Source organism: Streptomyces sp. NPDC043861, assembly GCF_056435905.1.
Window position 1 is genome coordinate 275,720 of sequence record NZ_JBWKDP010000001.1, and the last position, 20,275, is coordinate 295,994.

Sequence of the window (20,275 nt, forward strand, 5' to 3'; positions counted from 1 at the left end):
ACCATGCGTGCGGCATGCCGTACTACGTGGGCGGACCGCCCACGGTCGGACTGTCGCCGGATCCGGGCGGAGTGTCCTTGCCGGGGCCGCCCGTCCGAGCGCTGCGCGAGCCCGTCGGCACCTCGCCGCGGCGCCGCACAGGAGCGGCCAGCAGCGAGCCGATCAGTCCGGCCGCCACCCCCCAGACCAGTCCGAGGCCGACCGCCGCCGCCAGGCGCGGCTGCAGGGAGACCTCGCCGCCCAGGCCCTCGATGTCGCCGATCCCGATGAGCGAGAGGCCGTAGCCGGCGGAGACCCGGACGAGCAGACAGACGACCAGCACGGTGAGGGCCAGGGCGATGCCCATGTGGAGGGCGTGCTCCCAGGGCCGGATCCTCGCCGGTGACCGTGCCGCCATCAGGAAAGCGGCCGCGAGCAGCAGCACGGCGGCGAGCACCAGCAGCCACCAGGCCCGCCCGTCGCGCTCGGCGAGCGTGGACAGGCTGAGCGTCGAGCCACCGGGCGTACGGAGCACCTCGTCCAGCACCTGCGGCACCGGCAGCCCGAGCAGCCCCTCGACCTTGCCGTCCCAGGTCGCGCCGATGCCCAGCGTGAGCGACAGCCAGACGAGGTTCGGCAGCCCGAGCAGGATGACCGCGAACGTCCGATCGGCGTGTCCGTGCGTCGCGGCGACGACCAGTCCGGCGCACAGGCCGATGACGACATAGGCGAGCAGCAGGGCCACCATGGCGAACGCCACGGGGCGCACCGACTCCTGGAAACGCACCAGCCGGGTCGGCAGCGGCGCCCGGCGCGACACCAGGAGCGCCACCGCGATCACACCGATCAGCCACAGCAGCCCGAAGAACAGTGTGGGCCCCGGATCCGCTGCGAATCCGACCTGCGGTGCGGCGTCGAGGAGGTCGCCGATGTCGCTCAGCAGGGAGTCACCGAGCGAGATCTCGAAGGTGTGCCTGGTGAAAACGGCCAGCCCGGCGAGCGCCGCCAGCCACAGCACCGCGAGCCTGGCGAACCGGCCCAGCAGCTCGCCGGTCCCGGCGACCGCACGGTGGCGCAAGGGACGCAGGAACAGCTCGGCGGTCACCAGCGCGCCCGCGAGGCTCACGGACAGCGGCAGCACGGTGAGCTCGGCCTGCGACTCGGCGATGACCCCCGCGTCCCCGGCGAGGTTCACGGAGCCGCCCGCCGCCATGACGACCACGGCTGCGACGACGTGCGGGAACGCGTTGTCCGGGACATCGGCCGCACCTGCGGCCCAGAGCCCGAGCGCGGCCACGACGATCATGGCGACGAAGCCCACGAGGACCGCGATCAGCGCATCGGCCCAGCCCCGGATCCCGCCTGCGGCGCCGCGACGGGCGGCGGTTCCCCGCTGGTTCGCGCTGCCGAGGTGCTGACTCACGCTTGCCACCGTAAGCAGCGACGACGACCCCCGCGCGCCGGGTGGTCCGACCGCGCTCGTGGATCCGCCCGCTCCCGCCCTGCCGCCGCGGCGGACCGCCGTCCCGGCGGAACGTCCGCTTGCGGGTCCTGCCGAGCCGGAGCACACAATTGGGGGCAGGAGGCGACAGAGGGGATAGTGGCGCAGGGGGGACAGGAGCGGCAGACGCGCTCCGCCGCCCGGAGGAACGACTCGTGAGCGACCGACCGCCGTCAGGCCGACCCGCAGGACCTCCTTCCGGCCCGCTCACGGGCCGGGGGCCGACGCCGGCACCGCCGCCATCGGGACCGCCGCCGTCGGGACCGCCCAGCGGGCCGCCGAGCGGAGCGGGGTCGGGGCGGTCCGGCGGAGGCGGCCCTACCGGCCCTCCGGGAGCCGGTGAGGGGGGTGGTCACGAGCCCTGGTACCGATCGGTGCCCAAGATCGCCGCGGTCACCGTACTGGCGGTGGCCGTGGTCGCGCTCGCCGTGGTCCTCACCCGCCCGGAAAGCGGGGCAGGGGGCCGTGGCGAGATCTTCATGCAGGCCGCGAACGCGACCGGACCCGATCCGTTCACCCGGTCCTCGGTCGCCGGCACCACCGATGTCCCGCCCGCGGCGCTGCCGACCTCGGCCGCGGCCACGTCACCGGACGGCACTGCGGTGCGCGGTGTGGACGGTGCGACGCCGGGCCTCTACGGCGGCACGCTCAGGACGGCCAGCTGCGACACCGAGAAGCAGATCGGCTTCCTCACTGCCCAGCCCGAGAAGAACCGTGCGTTCGCCTCCGCCCTGGGGATCCAGCCGTCCGCCGTCCCCGGCTACCTCCGCTCGCTTACCGCCGTCCAGCTGAGGATGGACACCCGGGTGACCAACCACGGCTTCAAGGACGGCGCCGCCAGGCCGTACCAGGCGGTCCTGCAGACGGGCACCGCCGTCCTCGTCGACGCCCGTGGAGTGCCGCGGGTGCGCTGTGCCTGCGGCAATCCGCTGAAGCCGCCCGTCCAGGTCCAGGGGAACCTCAGACGGACCGGTGACACCTGGGCCGGATTCGAGCAGTCCCGCGTGGTGATCGTCCAGCCCGCGCCCCGGGTCGTGGACTCCTTCGTGGTGTACGACCCCGGGGACGAGGAGTACTTCTCCCGCGACCGTGGCGACGCGGGCGGCCGCGACAAGCCCGTACCGCCGCCCAGGGATCCGCTGACACCGACCCAGGTCCCTTCCCGGCCCGGGACCGGCACGTCCTCGAGTCACAGGGAGTCGCCGGGGAAGGAGAGCTGCCCTCCGGGCGACGACTCCACGGGCCCCTGCCCGCCCCCCGCCTCGCCATCGGCCGAAGGCACCGCGCCAGGGAGCCCTTCCCCGAAGAGTCCGGGCACGAGGACGCCGGGAGGCACGCCGCCCGAAGGCACGACCACGGACGGGACGACCACCGAGCCGCCTTCGGAGGAATCCGCGCCCCCGGACGAAACCCCGCCGGAGGAACAGCCGCCGCAGACGGAGTCGCCGCCGTCGCAGGAGCCGCGGACACAGTCCCTTGCGCCGGAGTCCGAACCCGCACCGGAATCCGGGGCTCCGAGGTCCCGGTCGCTCGCACCGCCGTCGGCCGCCGACGTGCCGCACGGCATTCCGTCGGCCCCGGTGCCGGCCTAGGGCGTTTCTTTCATCACCTCGCCGACCAGATGAAGATGGCGGCGATGTGGAGTCCGGCGAGGTAGATGGTGGCGGTCTTGTCGTAGCGGGTGGCCGGACCGCGCCACTGCTTGAGCTTGTTTGTGCACCGCTCAACGGTGTTGCGCTGCTTGTATGCCTCGCGCTCGAAGGCTGGCGGCCGGCCGCCGGATCGGCCTCGCTTCGCACAGCGGGGGAGCGCCCCCACCTGCCGGAGCCCGGGGAGGGGGCTCCCAACACGGGACGCATCGCGGCACGCCACGCGTGGGACACCTCCCGGCCCCGAAGGCCATGGGGAGCGCCGTGGCCCTCGTCGCATGCCTGCAGGGGGAACGCGGCACCCACCCATGAGCCGCCTCCCTCCGGTCCGCGGGTGGACCGGAGGGAGGGGCCGCCTATGACCTGTGAGGGCCCCCGGCCCCGGCGTCGGCCTGGCCGGGCGGGCCGTGCACCGGCTGTTCCTCCGCGGACCGGACTGCGCGGCGAGGGCGGATACGGGCCGCCAGCAGTGCCACGTCGTCCTCGGCGTCGTCCGCGCCCAGCTCCCTGACCACCGCGTCCACCATCTCGTCCACCGGTGTGGCGCAGGGCAGCCGCACCCGGGTGAGCCGCGCCAGCGACTCGTCGATGTCCTCGCCGCGCCGCTCGACGAGACCGTCGGTGTAGAGCAGCAGTGTGTCGTCCGGAGTGAGCTGACGGGTGACGAGTTCGTACCCCCCGAGTCCGGTGCCGAGCGGCGGTCCTGCCGGTACATCGATCAGTTCGGCCCCGTCGTGGGTGAACACCACGGGCGGCAGATGCCCCGCACTGGAGAACGACCCGAGGCCCCGCGCCGGGTCCACCCGGACCAGCAGACACGTCGCCGGTCGGGTGCTGGTGTCGGCGATGGCGATGTCGAGCTGCCTCAGCACCCGGTGCGGTGGCAGATCGGCCGCGGCGACGTCACGCAGCATCGCGCGATAGGTGTTCATCTCGACGGCTGCCTCGACCCCGTGGCCCATCACGTCGCCCATGACCAGCAGCGTCCGCCCGTAGTGAAGACGCACGGTCTCGAACCAGTCCCCGCCGACCAGATTGCTGCTGCCGACCGGCAGATAGCGGGTTGCGAACTGCAGATTGGGATGGGGCTTGCCCGGCTCGGTCAGCAGGGCGCGCTGCAGCTCGACCGTGGTCCGGCGCTCCGCGGCGAGCTCACGGGCGTGTGCGATCGAGACGGCTGCCCGGCGCGCCGCGTGCCGGGCGACGAGGACGTCGTCCCGGTCGAACCCGGTGTGGGCACGGGCCAGCAGGACGACACCCAGGGCCTTGCCCGTGGTCTCCGCCAGCGGCACCGCGAGCACCGTGGCGCCGCCCGGGCTAGGGTGCTCGGTGGCGGGAAGACCGGAAGCGAGAGCCCGAGCCGCCGCCGAATCCGAGTCATGGCGGACACGGTGGCCCCGCTCGTCGCCGCCGAGGAGGTCCACGGTCCCCGTGGTCGCCGACCTGAGCATCCCGGCCGGGCCGGGGTCCTTCGGAAGGCCCTTCGGCGGTGGGGTGGGAACGACGTCGACCGCGGCGGCGTCCGCGAGACGCCGGCCCACGAAATCCGCCAGCTCCCGGCATGTGGTTCCCTCGTCGAGCGAGGTTCCGATCCGCTCGGTGGCCTCGTCGGCCGTCGCGTGGCGGGCCCCGGCCGATTGCGGCTCCTCGTGCAGGGCGGGCACATGGGATTCGACCACGACGCACAGAACGCCTGCCGCCGTCCCGTGTCGCTCCAGCCGGACGCAGGTCGTGTGGCCGCTGCCGTCGGGGCCGGCGACCCGGATCCGCGGTATGCCGTCGTCCCGCACCCCGGCCAGCACCTCCGACGGACCGAGGTACTGCTCCGCGGTCGGGCCGGGGAGGCGGCCCACGAGCTTCTCCGGCAGCTCCCCGGTCATGCGGCAGTAGGCGTCGTTGGCGAAGAGATAGCGCAGATCGGGACCGAGCACCGCGAAACCGGCCGTGGTGTCCCGCAGAACGTCCTCCAGAGCCCGGGTGCCGAGGCCGTCCGCCTCGGCTGTGCGGAGCCCGCGACGACCCTGGATCCAGTCCCGACGATCGGCTGCCACACGACCACCTCCTCCCCTCGCGGGGCGGTGACCCCAGCCTGCCCCCCAGCCTCACCGCACGCATCCCCTGGGCACCACGGTGCTATGCCGGACCGGTCGGCCTCAGCGCGAGCACGGCCTGGTCGTCGTTGTCGGAGTGCACCGAACGGGCCGACCAGCGCTCGGTGTCGGACCGCAGGAACGCCACGACCGCCTCCGGGTCCGGCGTCCGGTGACCTCCGAAGCGCTCCGCGAGTCTCTCCAGGACCGGATAGAAGGCGCCCTCCGCGTCACGCGCCTCGCTCACCCCGTCGGTGTGCACGACGATCACCTCACCGGGCTTCAGGGAGTGCACCGTGGCCACCGCCTCCTCACCGGCGGCCATGGCGCCCAGCCCCAGCGGCAGCGCGGGCGAGGTCACCAGCCGCCGTGCGCCGTGCCGGCCGATGACGATGGGTGCGGGATGCCCGCGGTCGACGACGCGCACCTCACCGTCGGACCGGGGGAACTCCAGCAACAGCGCGGTCACGAACAGCTCGGGGTCCCCTTCGCCGTCCCCCGAGCCGTTGCGGGCGATGCTGAGCTCGAGACGTTCCGCGAGGCTGCTGAGGCTTTCCCACTCATGGGCGGAGACCCGGAAGCTGCCCAGCACCGCGGCGACGGTCTGGACCGCGTCCATCCCCTTTCCCCGGACGTCACCGATGAGCGCCCGCACCCCGTAGGGCGTCGTGACCACCTCGTACAGATCGCCACCGACGAGGGTGCCGCCCTCGCCCGCCGAGTAGAACCCGGCGGCCGTCACCGGACCGAGCCGCCGCGGCACGGGACGCAGCAAGGTCTGCTGCATCGCCTCGGCCACGGAATTCGCCCGGATCAGATGCTGCTGCGTGCGTTCGCGCTGCCAGGCGAGCGCGGTGCTGGCCGCCCCGATCAGCAGGGTGGCCGAGTACACCGCGACATGGTGCTCCTCGCCGAAGTGACCGGGGCGCAGGGCTGCCATCAGCATCTGCAGGCCCAGACAGACGAAGGTCGACAGGAGCGTCCCCCGTGGCCCCCGGGTCGCGGCGGCAAGCGGCGGTACACCGATGAGCAGGAAGCTCACCGGTTCCTGGCCACGGACGGCGGCCTCCGCGACCAGGTCGAGCAGCACCGCGACGAACGGCAGCCACCACACCCAGCCCCGGCGCAGGAACGCGGGGCGCCGCTTCGGCCGTGCACTCCCGGAGGGCATGCGGGCACCCCTAGGATCCGGGCCCGGCGGGCCGGTCCGGTTCGCGGATCGAGGACTCGATGCGCGCGAACTGCCGCGCGAGGCCGCTCAGCCACACTTCCAGGTCGATCAGCATGGGCAGCGGAGGGGCGTCTCCCGGTACGGCGCAGGGCGGATCCGGCAGGTGCGGCGGATCCGGGTCGTTGCCGACCAGGGCCGCGATCCGGTCGGCGGTCGTGGCCAGATCGGCGGCGCTGGTACGGGCCCAGTCGGCGGCGCAGGGCGGAACGGTGACCCGGGGTACGTCCATGCGGGGGAGCCACAGCACGCCCAGCAGGATCTGATTCGCGGTGATGAGCAGAGCGTGCCAGTCGGCGACCGGGGCGGACGGGGCGCTCGCCGGCTCGCTCCGGAACTGCGCGTACGCGGCCTCCGCAAGCCGCAGCCGGCGCAACGCCGGCATGGTGGACGGCGGTGGCTCGGCGCCCGGCGGGGTGGTGAGGAGCACGCGGACCGTTCCCGTGATCAGCGGACCGCAGGACCGGATCAGGCCGGCCATGGTTCTGCGTACCTCCCGCCGGGCGCCGGCGGGCCAGGCGAGCAGCCCGCACAGCAGTCCCACCGCACTGCCCGTCACGACGTCGATGATGCGTTCCTCGGCCAGCTGCCAGGAGGCCGGGGCTATCTGGGCGAACGCCGACGCCACGACGAGCGTGAACAGCGCCTGCGCCCAGGCGATCCCCAGCAGCGGCCCCAGCGCGAAAGCCGCCAGCATGCCGGGTACCAGGAACGCCGCGTACGCATCGGTGTGCTGTCCGAACCCGATCAGCAGTGCCCCCGCGGCCACGGCGCCCACCAGGTTTCCGAAGACTGCCTTGCGCACGGCCTGCCAGGTCTCCCCGGCGGTGGTCCGGCCCAGTGTCAGCACCACGAGCAGAACCCAGAATCCGTGGGCCAGATCGAGCGATCCCGCCACCAGCCGCGCCGCGCTCAGCCCGAGCGCGATCCGCACCGCGTTCTGGAACTGCACGGATCGGATCGTCATATTGCCGGTGAGGCGCCTTGCCCACAGCACCGGGGTGCTCGTCTCGGCGTACCAGAACAGCTCCCGCGGTGGTATGGGCCCTGTCCGCCGGCCGTCCGTCCCCACCCGTACGGCGGTCTCGACGATCCGCGCGGACTCCGCGATGCCCAGGACTCCGGCCTGCCTGCGTAGTACGGCCACCGGCGGTACGGCATCGGACAAACCGGTCGCCTGTTCGATCCGCAGCTGCTGGAAGTCGTGCATCGCCTCCTCCAGCGCCCCGGGCCGCGGCGGCGGACGGCCGTCGCGCAGGGCGGCCGAGGTCGCGCTGCACAGGGCAGCGACCCGGTGCAGCAGCGCGCTGCCGGCGGCGTGAGCGGGATCCGCCTCGCCGACGGGCGCCGGCCCGGTGGCGGGCTGCGCAGGGGGGCCGGAGGCCGGGGCCGTGCCGGGCTGACGGGAGGCACTGCTGATGTCCACGAGGTGGGCCAGCTGGTCGAGGAGCCGGCGGACCGCGGAGCCCGCCTGGGACAGCGCGCGGTCCCGTCGGCCGGGGCCTGCCGGACGTTCGGCCGGAGGCAGCTTGGAGAAGCGCAGACCGTCGCCGGTGGCATGCAGCTGCTCGGACGAGGCGCCGGTGGGGTGGTCGGCGGCGGCGGCCGCGCGTGCAAGTGCCTCCGCCAGTCGGGACCGGTAGGAGACGGGTGCCGGGTCGGGGAGGAGGAACACCTCGCACACGGCGAGCAGCAGGACGCCCGCGGTGAGGCCGGCCAGCCGGAGGCCGAGGGTGTCCGGGGCGTAGGGCGGGAAGCACGCCAGGATGTAGAAGAGCTGCAGCCCGGGAGCCGCACCGGCCGGGCGGGGGCCCGCAACCGCGGCGAAGGCCAGGAGGAAGCCGACGACGAGCATCCCGAGCACGGCCGCCCAGGTGCTGATCGCCAGCGCGGTGCCGAGTGTGACCAGCACCAGCCCTACGGGCAGTGCCTTGAGGATCACCGTGGCCCGCTGGCGTCCGGATCCGGGGATCGACGAGAGGACTCCGAGTGCGACCGGTGCGAAGAGGGCGTACAGCGCGACCACGGGTTCGTGGAACCCGTACAGGAAGGCGTAGAACCCCACGCTGGTGGCGACCGTGACGCGCACCGACCGGCGCAGGATCGCGGTCCGCTCCGGCCCGGTCTTCACGTCACCTCCCCGGCCGGGGAGGTGACGGGCGCCCCACGCGGGGATCGTGGCGGCGGCCGCACCGCACGCCGCACGGCGCAACCGGCCGGCGGGGTGACGACACGGCAGTACCGAGGAACGGCTCGGACGGCGGGGATGAGCGCGAAGAAGTCGACCTGGGTGTGGCTGTGCGCGACCGTGACCGGGATGCGGGCCCCCGTCCGCGCGGCCGACGACGACTCAGTGCGCATGGGCACGTTCCTCTCGGCCGGCGCCGTCAGGCGTCGTGAGTGGGCCGGGCGTGCGACCTGCTCCCATTGTGGGGCGATGCCGTTCGGTCCGCAGCCCGGCCCTTCGGATCGCGCGGGGAAGGAGACCGGGCCACGATGGCAGCAAACGCGAGGCGGAGGCGGGAGGTCGTACGGTGCATTTCCTCCTCCCCGTTCTCTTCGCTCTTGCCGCGGCCCTCAGCAACGCCGTTGCCACGGTGCTGCAGCGCCAGGCCGCGACGAGTGTGCCCAGCTCCCAGGGTTTTCGCGCGGGGCTGATGCTCGATCTGCTGAAGCGCCCGGTGTGGCTGGCCGGGATCCTCGCCGTCATCGCCGCGGGGGTCTGCCAGGCACTCGCCCTGAACACCGGGCCGCTGACGGTCGTTCAGCCCCTGTTCGTCCTCGAACTGCCGCTCACCCTGATCGTCGCCTCGCTCCTGATGCGCCGGCACCTGGCGCGCACCGGGTGGGTGGCCGTCACCTTTGTGGTCGTGGGGCTGGGAATCGCCCTGGCAGCCCTGTCACCCACCGGCAATCGCACGCATGTCCCCATGGATCGCTGGGTGCCCGCCCTCGCCGTCTGCGTGGGGGCGGTCGTGGTGCTCGCCGCTGTGGCGCTGAGACGGCCTCAGGGCCGGGCCAGGGCGGCCTGTCTGGGTACGGCCACCGCGATCTGCTTCGCACTCACCGCCGCGCTGATGAAGGAAGCGACCCACGTCCTGGACGACTTCGGGGTTGCGGCATTCTTCACCGCATGGCAGACCTATGCCTTCGCCGCGGCCGGCGCGGGGGCGCTGTTCCTGCTCCAGAACGCGATGCAGGCGGGCCCCCTGGTCGCCTCCCAGCCGGCGATCACCCTGGGCGACGCCCTGGTGAGCCTCGCACTCGGCGTCGCCGTGTACGAGGAGCAGGTCCGCTCCGGCTGGTGGCTCCTGCCGCAGTTGCTCGGCTTCGCACTGATCGCGGCGGGCGCGGTCGCCCTCGCCCGTATCCCGCTCACTCAGTCCCTGGTCGCGCCCGACGAGCGGGCCGATGCACCTCCTCGAGCCGCGCAGCCGCCGCCGTGAGCAGCATGTCCAGCGCCCTCGGATAGGCGCTGAGATTCATGTCCGCCACCAAGTGCCGTGCGGTTGCGGCGATATGGGGGTGCGTCTCGGAGGGCAGCCTGGCATATCTGTCCCGCCACGCCGCCTCGTCCGCCTCGCGGGCCGTTCCGGGCAGCGCCGCCGCCGCAGCGTCCAGCGCCGCGAACGCGAGGGTCTGGTCGACGAAGGCGTGGTAGATCCGTACTGCCTCGGCGTCGGGGAACCCGGCCTCGCGCAGGATGCCGATCATCGTCTCCACCGCCTGGATCTCATGGAGACGGCCCGTCACCCGGCAGGCGCTGAGCACCGCCGCCTGGGGATGGGCGAGATAGTCGGCATGCATGCGCAGACCCAGCGCCCTCAGGTCGGCGCGCCAGTCGCCGGTCGGGCGCCAGGTGCGCAGCGTACGGCCGATCAGCTGGTCGGCGATGGCCAGCAGCAGCTCGTCGGTGTCCCTGAAGTACCGGTACAGGGCGCTGGGGTCGGCCCCGAGCGCGAGACCGAGACGGCGCACGGTCAGGGCGTCGGCGCCGTGCTCCTTCAGGAGCCGTAGGGCCGTCTCCACGATCAGCTCCTCGGACAGCACGACGCCCTGCTTGGTCGGGCGCCTGCGCCGCCTGGCCGAAGGGGGTACGACGCGTTCGCTCATCGGCGTCCTCCTCACTCGGCACCTTATGACAACGCCATTGACCTGTGAAGGGCGTCGCCAGTTTCATGTGCGGTCACCGGGGCCGGTCAGGTCCCTTCGGTGCGAGCGGAGCTGTCATGACAGTGACGAAGAACCCTTACGGCGCGGACCCTCCCGCGCCCGCCTCCCTGCGCAAGTCCCTCGGCGTCGTCGACGGCGTCGCGATCGCCGCCTCCAGCACGGCGGCGACCACCAGCATCGGCATCGGCCTCGGCGTCACCGCCGCAGTGGTCGGGCTGCATCTGCCCGCGATCATGCTGGTGGCCTTTCTGCCCGTCCTCGGTATCGCCGGTGCGTTCTCCCGGCTCAACCGGGTTGAGCCCAACGCCGGCAACGGCTATGTGTGGGTGGGCCGTTCGCTCACCCCCTGGCTCGGCTTCCTCGTCGGCTGGACGGCGTTCGCCACCACCGTCGTCTTCCTCGCCTACACCACCGCCGTCACCGGGTCCGCGATTCTCCAGCTCGCCGGACTCGCAGGGCTCCGCACCGTGGCGGGACTCGAACTGGACCCGGGCTCAACGGCCCAGACGACGGCGGTCGGCATCCTCGTACTCGCCGCCGTCACCCTCACGGCCGTGACCGGCGTCCGGGCGGCCGCCCGGCTGCAGGGATGGCTTCTGGTCTTCGAGTACCTCGTCCTGCTCGGGTTCTGCGGCTACGGCATCGTCGTGGGACCCCATGCCTTCAGCCTCGAGTGGTTCAACCCGTTCGCCATTCCGTCCGCATCCGCGCTCGCGCAGGGGCTGCTGCTCTCGGTGTTCTGCTACTGGGGGTTCGAGGCGGCGTTCAGCGTGAACGAGGAGGTCCGTGAGCCCCGCGACGCATCCCGTGCCGGGCTCACCACGCTGTTCACGATGCTGGTGCTCTTCCTGATCGGCTCGGTGGCCTTCCAGCGCGTCCTGAGCGAGGAGGAGCTGGCTGCCCACGGGGCCCAAGGACTCGCCTTCTTCGGCGAACGGCTGGCCTCCCAGCCGCTGGCCGCGCTGCCGCTCGTCGCCCTCATGTTCTCGGCCGTCGCTTCGCTCCAGTCGGGCGTGATCCCCGCGGCCCGCGGGATGTTCGCGATGAGCCGGGACCGTACTCTCGGCCCCGTGTGGGCCAGGGTCAGCTACCGCTACGGAACACCCGCCGCCGGGACGCTGCTCATCGGGGCGCTCGCCGCCGCCGTGGCCGTGCTGGCGCTGGTCGTCCCGAGGCTCGGCGACATGATCCTGGCGTCGGTCAACGCCATCGGCATCGTCGTTGCCCTGTCCTATGCGCTGATCGCCCTCGCCGCGGCCGTCAGGTTCCGCGGGCTGCTGCGCGAGGCCCCATGGCAGGGCGTGCGCACCGTGGTCCTGCCCGCCCTGAGCGGTGCGGCGCTCCTCGCCCTGGGCTGCTACCTCGCCTGGAGCTTCGCCACCTCCACCGACCACTTCGACGTCAGCCCCGACAACGGCTGGTTCATGCTGCTGGCCCCGGCACTGATGGTTGCCTCCGGTGTCGTGGTGGCGGCCTGGGCCAAATGGGTGCGCAGATCACCGTACTTCCGCACCGGTCGTGGCACGGACGCCGACGCCGTCACACTGCTCACCACCGAGTCGGCGACCACCACCTCCTGACGGCAGCACTCCCGACGACCGGGCGCCCGGCGGCCGATGCCCGGACAGGACTCATCCCCGGCCCCCCGCCCCCGGCCTCCCGACCCCCCGACAAGCGAACACCCCACGACCGAAACGGACGTCGTATGCACCCCCGTCACGCCGACCTCGTATTCACGGGCGGCCCCGTCCTCACCCCCGGCGCCGCCCCCGACGGCCGCTCGGCCACGGTCGCCGTCACCGGCGGTCGCATCACCGCGGTCACACATGACGACGGCGCCGTAAGGGACCTGGCCGGTCGGCGGACCGAAGTCGTCGACCTCGCGGGCCGGTTGCTGATGCCCGGCTTCCAGGACGCCCATGTGCACCCCGTGCCGGCCGGGTTGGAGCTGACCCAGTGCGACCTCACCGGAGCGAGGACCGCGGACGACACCCTCGCCGCCGTGCGCGCATACGCCACCGCCCACCCCGACCGGGAGTGGATCACCGGCGGCGGCTGGTCCATGGAGGCCTTCGAGGGCGGTACGCCGACGAAGGAGCTGCTCGACGCGGTCGTCCCCGGCCGGCCGGTCTATCTGCCGAACCGGGACCACCACGGCGCCTGGGCGAACAGTGCGGCCCTGAGGCTCGCCGGAGTCACCCGGGACACCCCCGACCCGGCCGACGGCAGGATCGAGCGCGATGCCTCGGGCGAGCCCACGGGCATGCTCCAGGAAGGAGCCATGCAGCTGGTCGCCCGTCTCACACCCCCGGCCACGGCCGCCGACCGGCTCGCCGCGCTCCTGTTCGCCCAGCAGCATCTGCACGCCCTCGGAATCACCGCATGGCAGGACGCGCTCGTCGGTGACTTCCTCGGCATGGACGACCCTTCCGGCGCCTATCTTGCGGCCGCCCGCGACGGGCTGCTCACCGCCCGTGTCGTCGGCGCCCTGTGGTGGGACCGCGACCGCGGGGCGGAGCAGATCCCCGAGCTCGTCGAGCGCAGGGCCGCGCTCACCCACGGCCGCTTCCGCGCCACCAGCGTCAAACTCATGCTGGACGGTGTCGCCGAGACCGGCACCGCCGCGCTCCTGGACCCTTATCTCGACCGCTGCGGCTGCGCCACTGCCAACCGCGGCACCAGTTTTGTCGACCCGGCACGACTGGGCTCCTGTGTAACCGAGTTGGACCGGCTCGGTTTCCAGGCGCACTTCCATGCCCTCGGCGACCGCGCCGTGCGGGACGCCCTGGACGCGGTCGAGGCCGCGAGGGCCGCCAACGGCAGGACCGACACCCGCCCGCATCTGGCCCACCTTCAGATCGTTCACCCCGATGACGTTCCCCGGTTCCGCCGCCTCGGTGCCACGGCCACCGTTCAACCGCTGTGGGCCGCCCACGAACCGCAGATGGACGAACTGACCATCCCGTTCCTCGGGCCGGAACGCGCCGCGCAGCAGTACCCGTTCGGCGCACTGCTGCGCTCCGGGGCAACCCTCGCCGCGGGCAGCGACTGGCCGGTCAGCAGCCCGGACCCCATCCAGGGCATCCATGTCGCCGTCAACCGCGTGCTTCCGGGCGGGAACGGCCCGGTGTTCCTGCCCGACGAACGCATCGATCTGACCACCGCACTCACCGCGTACACCGCGGGCTCGGCCCATGTGAACCACCTCGACGACAGCGGAGCCGTCCGCACCGGGGCGCTCGCCGATCTGATCGTGCTGGACCGCGACCCGTACCAGGGGCCGCCCGGGGCCATCGCGGAGACCAGGGTCGCGCTCACCTACGTCGGGGGAGAACGGGTCCACGCAATGCCCGACGCCTGAGAAGGAGGCGGGCCGGACGGCCGGGGCGACCGGACCTGCTGACAGCGGGTCAGTGCCGCGCCTACCGTGACGGCATGGCAGCAGAGGACGGGGGGTCCGCCGCCACGGCCGACCGGGCCCCTCTGGTGGTTCGGGGCGTTTTCGCCTATGTCGGGGTGTCCCTCGCCATCGGCGGGCTGATGGCGGCGGTGCTCTTCGGCGCGAAGGTTCTCGCCGGTGCCGGGTGGGTCGGCACCCCGGGCCGACTGGCGGTCGAGAAGTGCGTGGACGTCACGTCGGCCTCGGCCGACCGTGGCGTCGTCCGAACGCACTGGTGCTCCGGCACCTTCCGCCCGGACGACGGCGGACCGGAGATCGGTCACGTCATCCTCAAGGGCGGTGCCGGCGAGGCGTACGTGCCGCCGCGGCCGGGGAGCCGGTGCCACGGCGACCGGCCGGACCGGCCCTGGTGGTGCAAGGGTGACCGGCCGACCTCCGTGGCGGTGCGCCATCTCGACGGCCAGGCATGGATGTTCGGCAGCGGCATGTTCCTGCCGGGTGCCGTGGCGCTCCTCGGCCTGTGCGGATTCGGTCTGGGACTGCTGCTGGTCGTCCATCAGCTGGTGTGGCCGGACCCCGAACGGCGGCCGCGGTGGCTGCGGCGCACCACGTACCGCGTCGGCATGATCGGGGCACTCGCCGCGGTGGGGCTGGTGATCGCCCTGGCGTTCGAGGTCAACGGCTGAGGCCCGCCGCTCCGCCGGTCCCTCGACGGCACGGTGGAGCGGCGCGCGCGCCGTCACACGACGCAGAACTCGTTGCCCTCGGGGTCCTGGAGCACCACGGCGTAGTACTCCATGTCCGGCTCGTCCATGGTGCGCAGCACGGTGGCGCCGGCCTTCGTCAGCCGCTCCACGGTGCTCGTGACCCGCTGCGTACGGACCGCGACCGGTACCCCACGGCCGCCGCCGACCTTCAGATCCAGATGCACCCGGTTCTTGGCCGTCTTCGGCTCGGGAACCTGCTGGAACCACACCCGTGGTCCCCGGCCCTCGGGGTCGACGATGGACTCGGGCGTGTCCCCGGCGCCGTCGGTCAGCTCCTCCTCGGGCACGCCCATGTCCGCCCAGTAGTCCCGCCAGGTGGCATGCCCCCCTGGCGGCGGTTCCGGCACATAGCCCAGGGCCTCGCACCAGAAGGCCACCAGCCTCCGGGGGTCGGCACAGTCGATGGTCAACTGCAGTGTCGTCTCCATGCGGCGAGCATCCCAGACGGGTCCGACAACCCGTTCGGCAACCAGGTCCGAGAACCAGGTCCGGCAGCTTCTGCGCAACCGTTGACCGGGACGGCACAAAAAGCGTTTCATTGCAGGTGAAAGGGCTGATTCACGCTTCCGAGGAGGCGGCCCGCAATGACCACACACCCGAGCATCGAGCAACACCCCGACCTGGCCGAGATGCGCGCCCGCTTCGAACGGGCCACGAGCACTCCCCGCGCCCAGGCGATAGAGACTCTGGCCCTGCTCACGGGCCTCTACCTGGCGGCCTCTCCGTGGATAGCCGGGTTCAACGGCCTGACCACGCTGGCCATGTGCAACCTCATCACCGGTGTCGCCTATGTGCTGTGCATGAGCGGGCTCGGCTCGGCGTACGAGCGGACCCATGCCATGGCCTGGTGCGCCATAGCCATCGGCGTATGGACGATCATCAGCCCGTTCGTCGTCGCGGGTGATGTGGCCGTCGCGCGCACGATCGTCAACAACGTCATCGTCGGTGTCCTGGCCCTCTGCCTGGGGCTGGCCATGGCGGCCATGACGGAAGGAAGCCCGGACGGCCGCAGTCGTTCCTACCGGGCACCCATGCGCGGTGGCCGTTCGAACATCGACCCCATGCGGTGACACGCCCCCTCCTTCAGGAAGGTCCCGGCCCCCGCAGGGCCGGGACCCCCATCTGTGCGCCGGGCCCTCTTCAGTCGCGCACACGGGCGATCAGCAGCGCCACATCGTCCTGGCCGGTGCCCGGCCGCAGTGACTCGAGGAGCCGGTCGCAGGTCTCCTCCAGCCCTGGATGCGGGTCGTCGAGCAGGCCGAGCAGCACCTCCAGGCGGACATCGATGTCCTGGTCGCGGGTTTCGACGAGCCCGTCGGTGTAGAGCACGAGCCGGTCGCCGGGGGCGAGGTCGACCGTGACGGCACGGAACGGGACGCCGCCGACGCCGAGCGGAGCGCCGGTGGGCAGTTCGAGTAGCCGCGGCGGGCTGCCGGGCCGTACCAGGACCGGAGGCAGATGGCCGGCGGTGGCAATGGTGCACTGCCCCTGGTGGGGGTCGTAGAGCGCGTAGAGACAGGTGGCGATGTACGACTCGAGCCCGATGGTGATGGCGTCGAGGTGGCGGAGCACCTGTGCCGGGTCGAGGTCGAGCACGGACAGGGTCCTGGTGGCCGTGCGCAGCTGGCCCATCGCCGTGGCGGCGTTGATGCCGCTGCCCATGACGTCGCCCACCACCAGGGCGGTCCGGTCACCGCTGAGCGGCAGGATGTCGAACCAGTCGCCGCCGACCTCCCCCGCTGCGCCGGCCGGCTGGTAGCGGGACGCGACCTCCAGCCCGACCACGGGCGGCGGTTTCTGGGGCAGCAGGCTGCGCTGGAGCGTCAGCGCGGTGTTGCGCTGCTGCTGGTACCAGCGGGCGTTGTCGATGCACACCGCCGCCCGGGCGGCGAGTTCCGAGGCCAGGAGGACATCGTCCGAGTCGAAGGGCAGCGGGTTGCGGAACCGCTTCAGATCCAGTGCGCCGAGCACCTCGCCGCGGGCGATGAGCGGCACGGCGAGATACGAATGGACACCCGCCTGGGCCAGGAGCACGGCGGCGTCGGCGTCCCGCGCGATGTTGGGCAGGTCCGCTTCGCCCACATGGGGCACCACGACGGGTTCGCCCGTCTGCACGCATTTCGTGACCAGGCGGTTGGCCGCGTATCTGGCGAGTTCGCCGGGGGTGTCGGCGGCCCGGACCGCCGGCGTGGGATGGGTCGCGGCCACAGCGAGGGCGCGGATGACCGCCTGTCCGCCCGCGGGAATCATCTCCCGGCGGCCCTGGACCGCGGAGTCCAGGACGTCCACCGCAGCGATGTCGGCGAGCTCGGGCACGGCGACGTCGGCCAGCTCCCTGGCGGTCTCCCGCAGGTCCAGGGTGGTGCCGATCCGCACCGATGCGTCGGCGACCATGGAGAGCCGGTGCCTGGCCCGTTCGGCCGCCCGGGCGGCCTGGTGCCGGTCCGTGACGTCCACGACCGAGGCGGCCACCCCGAGGATCCGCCCGCCGGGGTCCTCCAGCCGGTACAGGGACACCGACCAGGCGTGCTCGGTGTCCGGGTCGGCCGGGGTCCGGCCCAGGACCTGCCGGTCCAGCACCGGGGTTCCGGTGTCCAGGACCTTGCGCATGGCGATCTCGATGGTGCCGTCGTCCCGGAACGGGAGCGTCTCGCCCGCAGGGCGGCCGATCTGCTCGGCCGCCGGGATGCCGTTGACCCGCTCCAGTGCCGCGTTCACCGCGACGTAGCGCAGGTCCGAGTCCAGGACGGCCAGCCCGATGGGGGACTGGTCCACAAGGCGTACGGACAGGGCCAGGTCACGCTCCACCCGGCGCAGGGTCGCCTGCTCGGTGGCCAGGCCGAGCGCGTAGTAGCTGCCGTCCTCGTCCTGCAGCCGCATGTTGCGCATCTCGAGGAGGCGGATGCCGCCGTCCTTGTGGCGGATCGGGAAGACACCGGCCCAGCTCTCGCCGCTGCCCATGACCTGCGAGAACAGCTGGAGCACAAGATCGAGGTGCTCATCGGCGACCAGCAGCTGGGCCGCGAACTCGCCCAGTGCCTCCTGCGAGGTGTAGCCCAGCAGCTGCTCGGCCTGCGGACTCCACAGGGCGATCCGGCCTTCCCCGTCCAGCACGATCGCGGCCATGCGCAGGACGTCCAGCAGGCCGCCCGGCGGGGCAGGCCCGAACTCCACGTGACCGACCGGGGCCGGGCCAGCGGAGAACGCGTCCGTGCCACCCATTCCCAAGCAGCTCCTCCCGCCGCCGTCACGGCGTACTCGTGCCGGCCGTGCCCACCCCACCGGACCGCGCGCGTTCCATACTCCCTCCGCGACCATGGACACGCACCCCCCGCGTGCGGCTTTCTCCGCGCGGGGGACCGATGAATCCGGCCGCACGGCGGGGTCGACACTGTATGAGAGACCTCGTGATCACCGAGAACATCACGCTCGACGGCGTCATCGACGCCTCGAAAGGCTGGTTCGCCCCGGCCGCGGAGGACGAGGCCGAACGGTCGGACATCGAAGCGGTGCTCCGTGCGCAGATGGCCGCGGCCGACGCGTTCCTGGTCGGTCGTGTGACGTTCGAGCAGATGCGCGACTACTGGCCGAAGCGCACGGACGACACGACCGGCATCTCCGAGTATCTCGGCACCGTGTCGAAGTACGTCGTCTCCCGCACGCTGGCCGAACCCGGATGGGACCGGACCACCGTGCTGCGGGGCGGCCTCCGCGAGGAGATCACGGCGCTGAAGGCCGCCCCGGGCCGGGACATCGTCACGACGGGCAGCATGACCCTGGTGCACGGCCTCGTCGCCGCCGGGCTCGTCGACGAGTTCCGGCTGTTCGTGCACCCCGTTGTCCTCGGGCACGGCCGCCGGCTGTTCGAAGGGCCCGGCGGTATTGCGCAGCTGCGCCTGGTGGAGACCCGGCCCTTCGCATCGGGCATCGTGCTGCTCCGCTACCGGACCGACCGGTGAGGCGGACGCGATGGCTCTGCCGGGGGACCCGCGGCGTCCGGCGCAGTCGACCACCGGGCGGCCGCGCTCGGGGGCGCACTGGGCGAGTCCGGCATCGCGGCGTGGGGGTGTCTCCCGGGTCCGGCGCGGTCGACCACCGGGCGGCCGGCCTCGGGGGCGCACTGGGCGAGTCCGGCGTCGCGGCGTGGGGGTGTCTCCCGGGTCCGGTGCGGTTGACCACCGGGCGGCCGGCCTCGGGGGCGCACTGGGCGAGTCCGGCGTCGCGGCGTGGGGGTGTCTCCCGGGTCCGGAGGGCCACGGGGGAGTGCCGTCGCAGGGCGCCGGGGAGCCGGTGAACCCCTTCTGTCGCCGCACCAGGCCGTTTCCTGCGGACAGCGTCGGGTGGGGATCCGAAGTGCCCCGGCCGCGGCGGATGCGGTGGTGCGGCCCCGGTCCGCCGCCGGTGCACGGTCGCGACGGGAGACCGGCTTCCGTCCCGGTGCACCGTTGCCTGCCCCACCGCCCGGTCATAGCGGTGCAGGTCGCGCTATGTTGAGCACGAGTGGGACAAGAAGGAGGCACACGGTGCCATCAGGGCAGCAGGCGCGTGCGCAGGCGTCCGCGATCACGCCGGGTCGGCAGACCCAGGACGCGGAACCGTCCCCCGCGGACAAGGTCCGCGCTCTGTTCGGCGGCCACCGCCTGTCTCCTGGGCAGCGGCGCATCGCGCAGTACATCACCGATCACCTCACCGAGGCCGCGTTCCTGTCGATCACCGACCTCGCGGAACGCGTCGGTGTCAGCCAGCCCTCGGTGACCCGCTTTGCGTCGTCCCTGGGCTTCAGCGGCTACCCCGCACTCCGCGAGGCCCTCCAGCCCATCGCCCTGAGCGCGGTCGCCGGCTCCCCGGACACGGGGGACGAGCTACGGCGCAACGAGCTCCAGGCGGCCGTCGACGCCGAGATCGCCAACCTGGAGAGCCTGCGCCGTGTGTTCGCCGACACCGAAAAGGTGCTGGACATCGGCCGCGAGCTGGCCAGATCGGTCCCGCTGACGGTTCTCGGGCTGCGGATCTCGGAGTCGCTGGCGGAGTACTTCGCGTATGCGGCGCGCCGGATCCACCCGGACGTACGTCTGGTCTCCCGTGGCGGCAGCGTGGCCTACGACGCGCTCCTCCAGTCCCGGGAGGCGGGCGGGACATGGGTGCTGGCCTTCGCCATGCCGCGGCATTCCAAGGAGACCCTGGCGGCGGTGCGCGCCGCCCGCAGCACGGGCCTGCGTGTCGCGCTGATCACCGACCTGACGCTCGGCCCGCTCGTGGACGAGGCCGACGTGGCCCTGAACGCAGGCACCGGTTCCCGGCTGGTCTTCGACTCCTACGCGGCGCCCGGTGTGCTGTCCGCAGCCATTCTTCAAGCCATGGCCGACGCAGACCCCGAGCGCACCCAGCTCCGGCTGGAGAAGTACGAACAGGCTGCGGAGCAGCACGACTTCTTCCTCGAGTACTGACGGAGGAGACGGTGTGCGTGCGATGACTTTCAGCCGTCGGC

At 72.6% G+C, this 20,275-nt stretch carries 16 protein-coding genes and 1 pseudogene; 8 read left to right on the forward strand and 9 right to left on the reverse strand.

The genetic code is table 11. From position 1 onward, the window contains the following. Positions 1 to 22: 22 nt before the first annotated feature. Complete coding sequence (locus tag AC068D_RS01080; protein ID WP_478820797.1) at positions 23 to 1,402, reverse strand: streptophobe family protein; 1,380 nt, start codon at positions 1,400 to 1,402, stop codon at positions 23 to 25. Between the two features lie 233 nt (positions 1,403 to 1,635). Here AC068D_RS01080 and AC068D_RS01085 point away from each other — a divergent pair, with 233 nt between their 5' ends. Next, entirely contained in the window at positions 1,636 to 3,072 is a 1,437-nt protein-coding gene (locus AC068D_RS01085) for a DUF6777 domain-containing protein (RefSeq protein WP_478820798.1), read from the forward strand. 13 nt (positions 3,073 to 3,085) lie between these two features. Here AC068D_RS01085 and AC068D_RS01090 read toward each other — a convergent pair. The 5 genes and pseudogenes from AC068D_RS01090 to AC068D_RS01110 all read right to left on the reverse strand — a co-directional run. Continuing rightward, positions 3,086 to 3,274: pseudogene (locus tag AC068D_RS01090) on the reverse strand (IS5/IS1182 family transposase); the annotation flags it as partial. Positions 3,275 to 3,485: 211 nt separating this feature from the next. After that, positions 3,486 to 5,180: a SpoIIE family protein phosphatase gene (locus AC068D_RS01095; RefSeq protein ID WP_478820799.1), complete on the reverse strand. Its 1,695-nt coding sequence runs from the start codon at positions 5,178 to 5,180 to the stop codon at positions 3,486 to 3,488. 82 nt (positions 5,181 to 5,262) lie between these two features. Then, entirely contained in the window at positions 5,263 to 6,390 is a 1,128-nt protein-coding gene (locus AC068D_RS01100; RefSeq protein ID WP_478820800.1) for a PP2C family protein-serine/threonine phosphatase, read from the reverse strand. A gap of 10 nt (positions 6,391 to 6,400) precedes the next feature. Next, positions 6,401 to 8,578, reverse strand: coding sequence for an FUSC family protein (locus AC068D_RS01105; RefSeq protein ID WP_478820801.1), 2,178 nt, complete (start codon positions 8,576 to 8,578; stop codon positions 6,401 to 6,403). Next, positions 8,575 to 8,808, reverse strand: coding sequence for a hypothetical protein (locus AC068D_RS01110; protein WP_478820802.1), 234 nt, complete (start codon positions 8,806 to 8,808; stop codon positions 8,575 to 8,577). Before AC068D_RS01110 ends, AC068D_RS01105 begins: the two co-directional genes overlap by 4 nt. Positions 8,809 to 8,981: 173 nt before the next feature. On the opposite strand from AC068D_RS01110, the gene AC068D_RS01115 reads away from it, so the two are divergent. After that, on the forward strand, positions 8,982 to 9,893 hold the full coding sequence (locus tag AC068D_RS01115; RefSeq protein ID WP_478820803.1) for a DMT family transporter: 912 nt from the start codon (positions 8,982 to 8,984) through the stop codon (positions 9,891 to 9,893). Here AC068D_RS01115 and AC068D_RS01120 read toward each other — a convergent pair. Continuing rightward, positions 9,823 to 10,560 carry a TetR/AcrR family transcriptional regulator gene (locus AC068D_RS01120; RefSeq protein WP_478820804.1) on the reverse strand — a complete coding sequence of 246 codons (738 nt, stop codon included), beginning with the start codon at positions 10,558 to 10,560 and terminating at the stop codon, positions 9,823 to 9,825. The two genes, AC068D_RS01115 and AC068D_RS01120, sit on opposite strands and share 71 nt — an antisense overlap. 116 nt (positions 10,561 to 10,676) lie before the next feature. Between AC068D_RS01120 and AC068D_RS01125 the strand changes: the two genes are divergently transcribed. The 3 genes from AC068D_RS01125 to AC068D_RS01135 all read left to right on the forward strand — a co-directional run bounded on the left by AC068D_RS01125 (position 10,677) and on the right by AC068D_RS01135 (position 14,706). Further along, positions 10,677 to 12,200: an APC family permease gene (locus AC068D_RS01125; protein ID WP_478820805.1), complete on the forward strand. Its 1,524-nt coding sequence runs from the start codon at positions 10,677 to 10,679 to the stop codon at positions 12,198 to 12,200. Positions 12,201 to 12,325: 125 nt separating this feature from the next. Next, entirely contained in the window at positions 12,326 to 13,981 is a 1,656-nt protein-coding gene (locus AC068D_RS01130; protein WP_478820806.1) for an amidohydrolase, read from the forward strand. Between the two features lie 74 nt (positions 13,982 to 14,055). After that, positions 14,056 to 14,706 carry a hypothetical protein gene (locus tag AC068D_RS01135; protein WP_478820807.1) on the forward strand — a complete coding sequence of 217 codons (651 nt, stop codon included), beginning with the start codon at positions 14,056 to 14,058 and terminating at the stop codon, positions 14,704 to 14,706. A 53-nt stretch (positions 14,707 to 14,759) separates the two neighbouring features. Here the strand turns inward: AC068D_RS01135 and AC068D_RS01140 are convergent, their stop codons facing one another. Beyond that, on the reverse strand, positions 14,760 to 15,215 hold the full coding sequence (locus tag AC068D_RS01140) for a VOC family protein (protein WP_478820808.1): 456 nt from the start codon (positions 15,213 to 15,215) through the stop codon (positions 14,760 to 14,762). A 156-nt stretch (positions 15,216 to 15,371) separates the two neighbouring features. On the opposite strand from AC068D_RS01140, the gene AC068D_RS01145 reads away from it, so the two are divergent. Continuing rightward, a complete protein-coding gene (locus AC068D_RS01145) occupies positions 15,372 to 15,857 on the forward strand; it encodes an SPW repeat protein (RefSeq protein ID WP_478820809.1) in 486 nt (161 codons plus the stop codon). 70 nt (positions 15,858 to 15,927) lie between these two features. Here the strand turns inward: AC068D_RS01145 and AC068D_RS01150 are convergent, their stop codons facing one another. Further along, on the reverse strand, positions 15,928 to 18,009 hold the full coding sequence (locus AC068D_RS01150; RefSeq protein ID WP_478820810.1) for a SpoIIE family protein phosphatase: 2,082 nt from the start codon (positions 18,007 to 18,009) through the stop codon (positions 15,928 to 15,930). Between the two features lie 173 nt (positions 18,010 to 18,182). Here AC068D_RS01150 and AC068D_RS01155 point away from each other — a divergent pair, with 173 nt between their 5' ends. Together AC068D_RS01155 and AC068D_RS01160 are read left to right on the forward strand one after the other, a co-directional pair. After that, positions 18,183 to 18,746: a dihydrofolate reductase family protein gene (locus tag AC068D_RS01155; protein ID WP_478820811.1), complete on the forward strand. Its 564-nt coding sequence runs from the start codon at positions 18,183 to 18,185 to the stop codon at positions 18,744 to 18,746. A gap of 564 nt (positions 18,747 to 19,310) precedes the next feature. Then, positions 19,311 to 20,234 (forward strand): MurR/RpiR family transcriptional regulator, encoded by a 924-nt coding sequence (locus AC068D_RS01160; protein WP_478820812.1) that lies wholly within the window; start codon positions 19,311 to 19,313, stop codon positions 20,232 to 20,234. Positions 20,235 to 20,275: the final 41 nt, after the last annotated feature.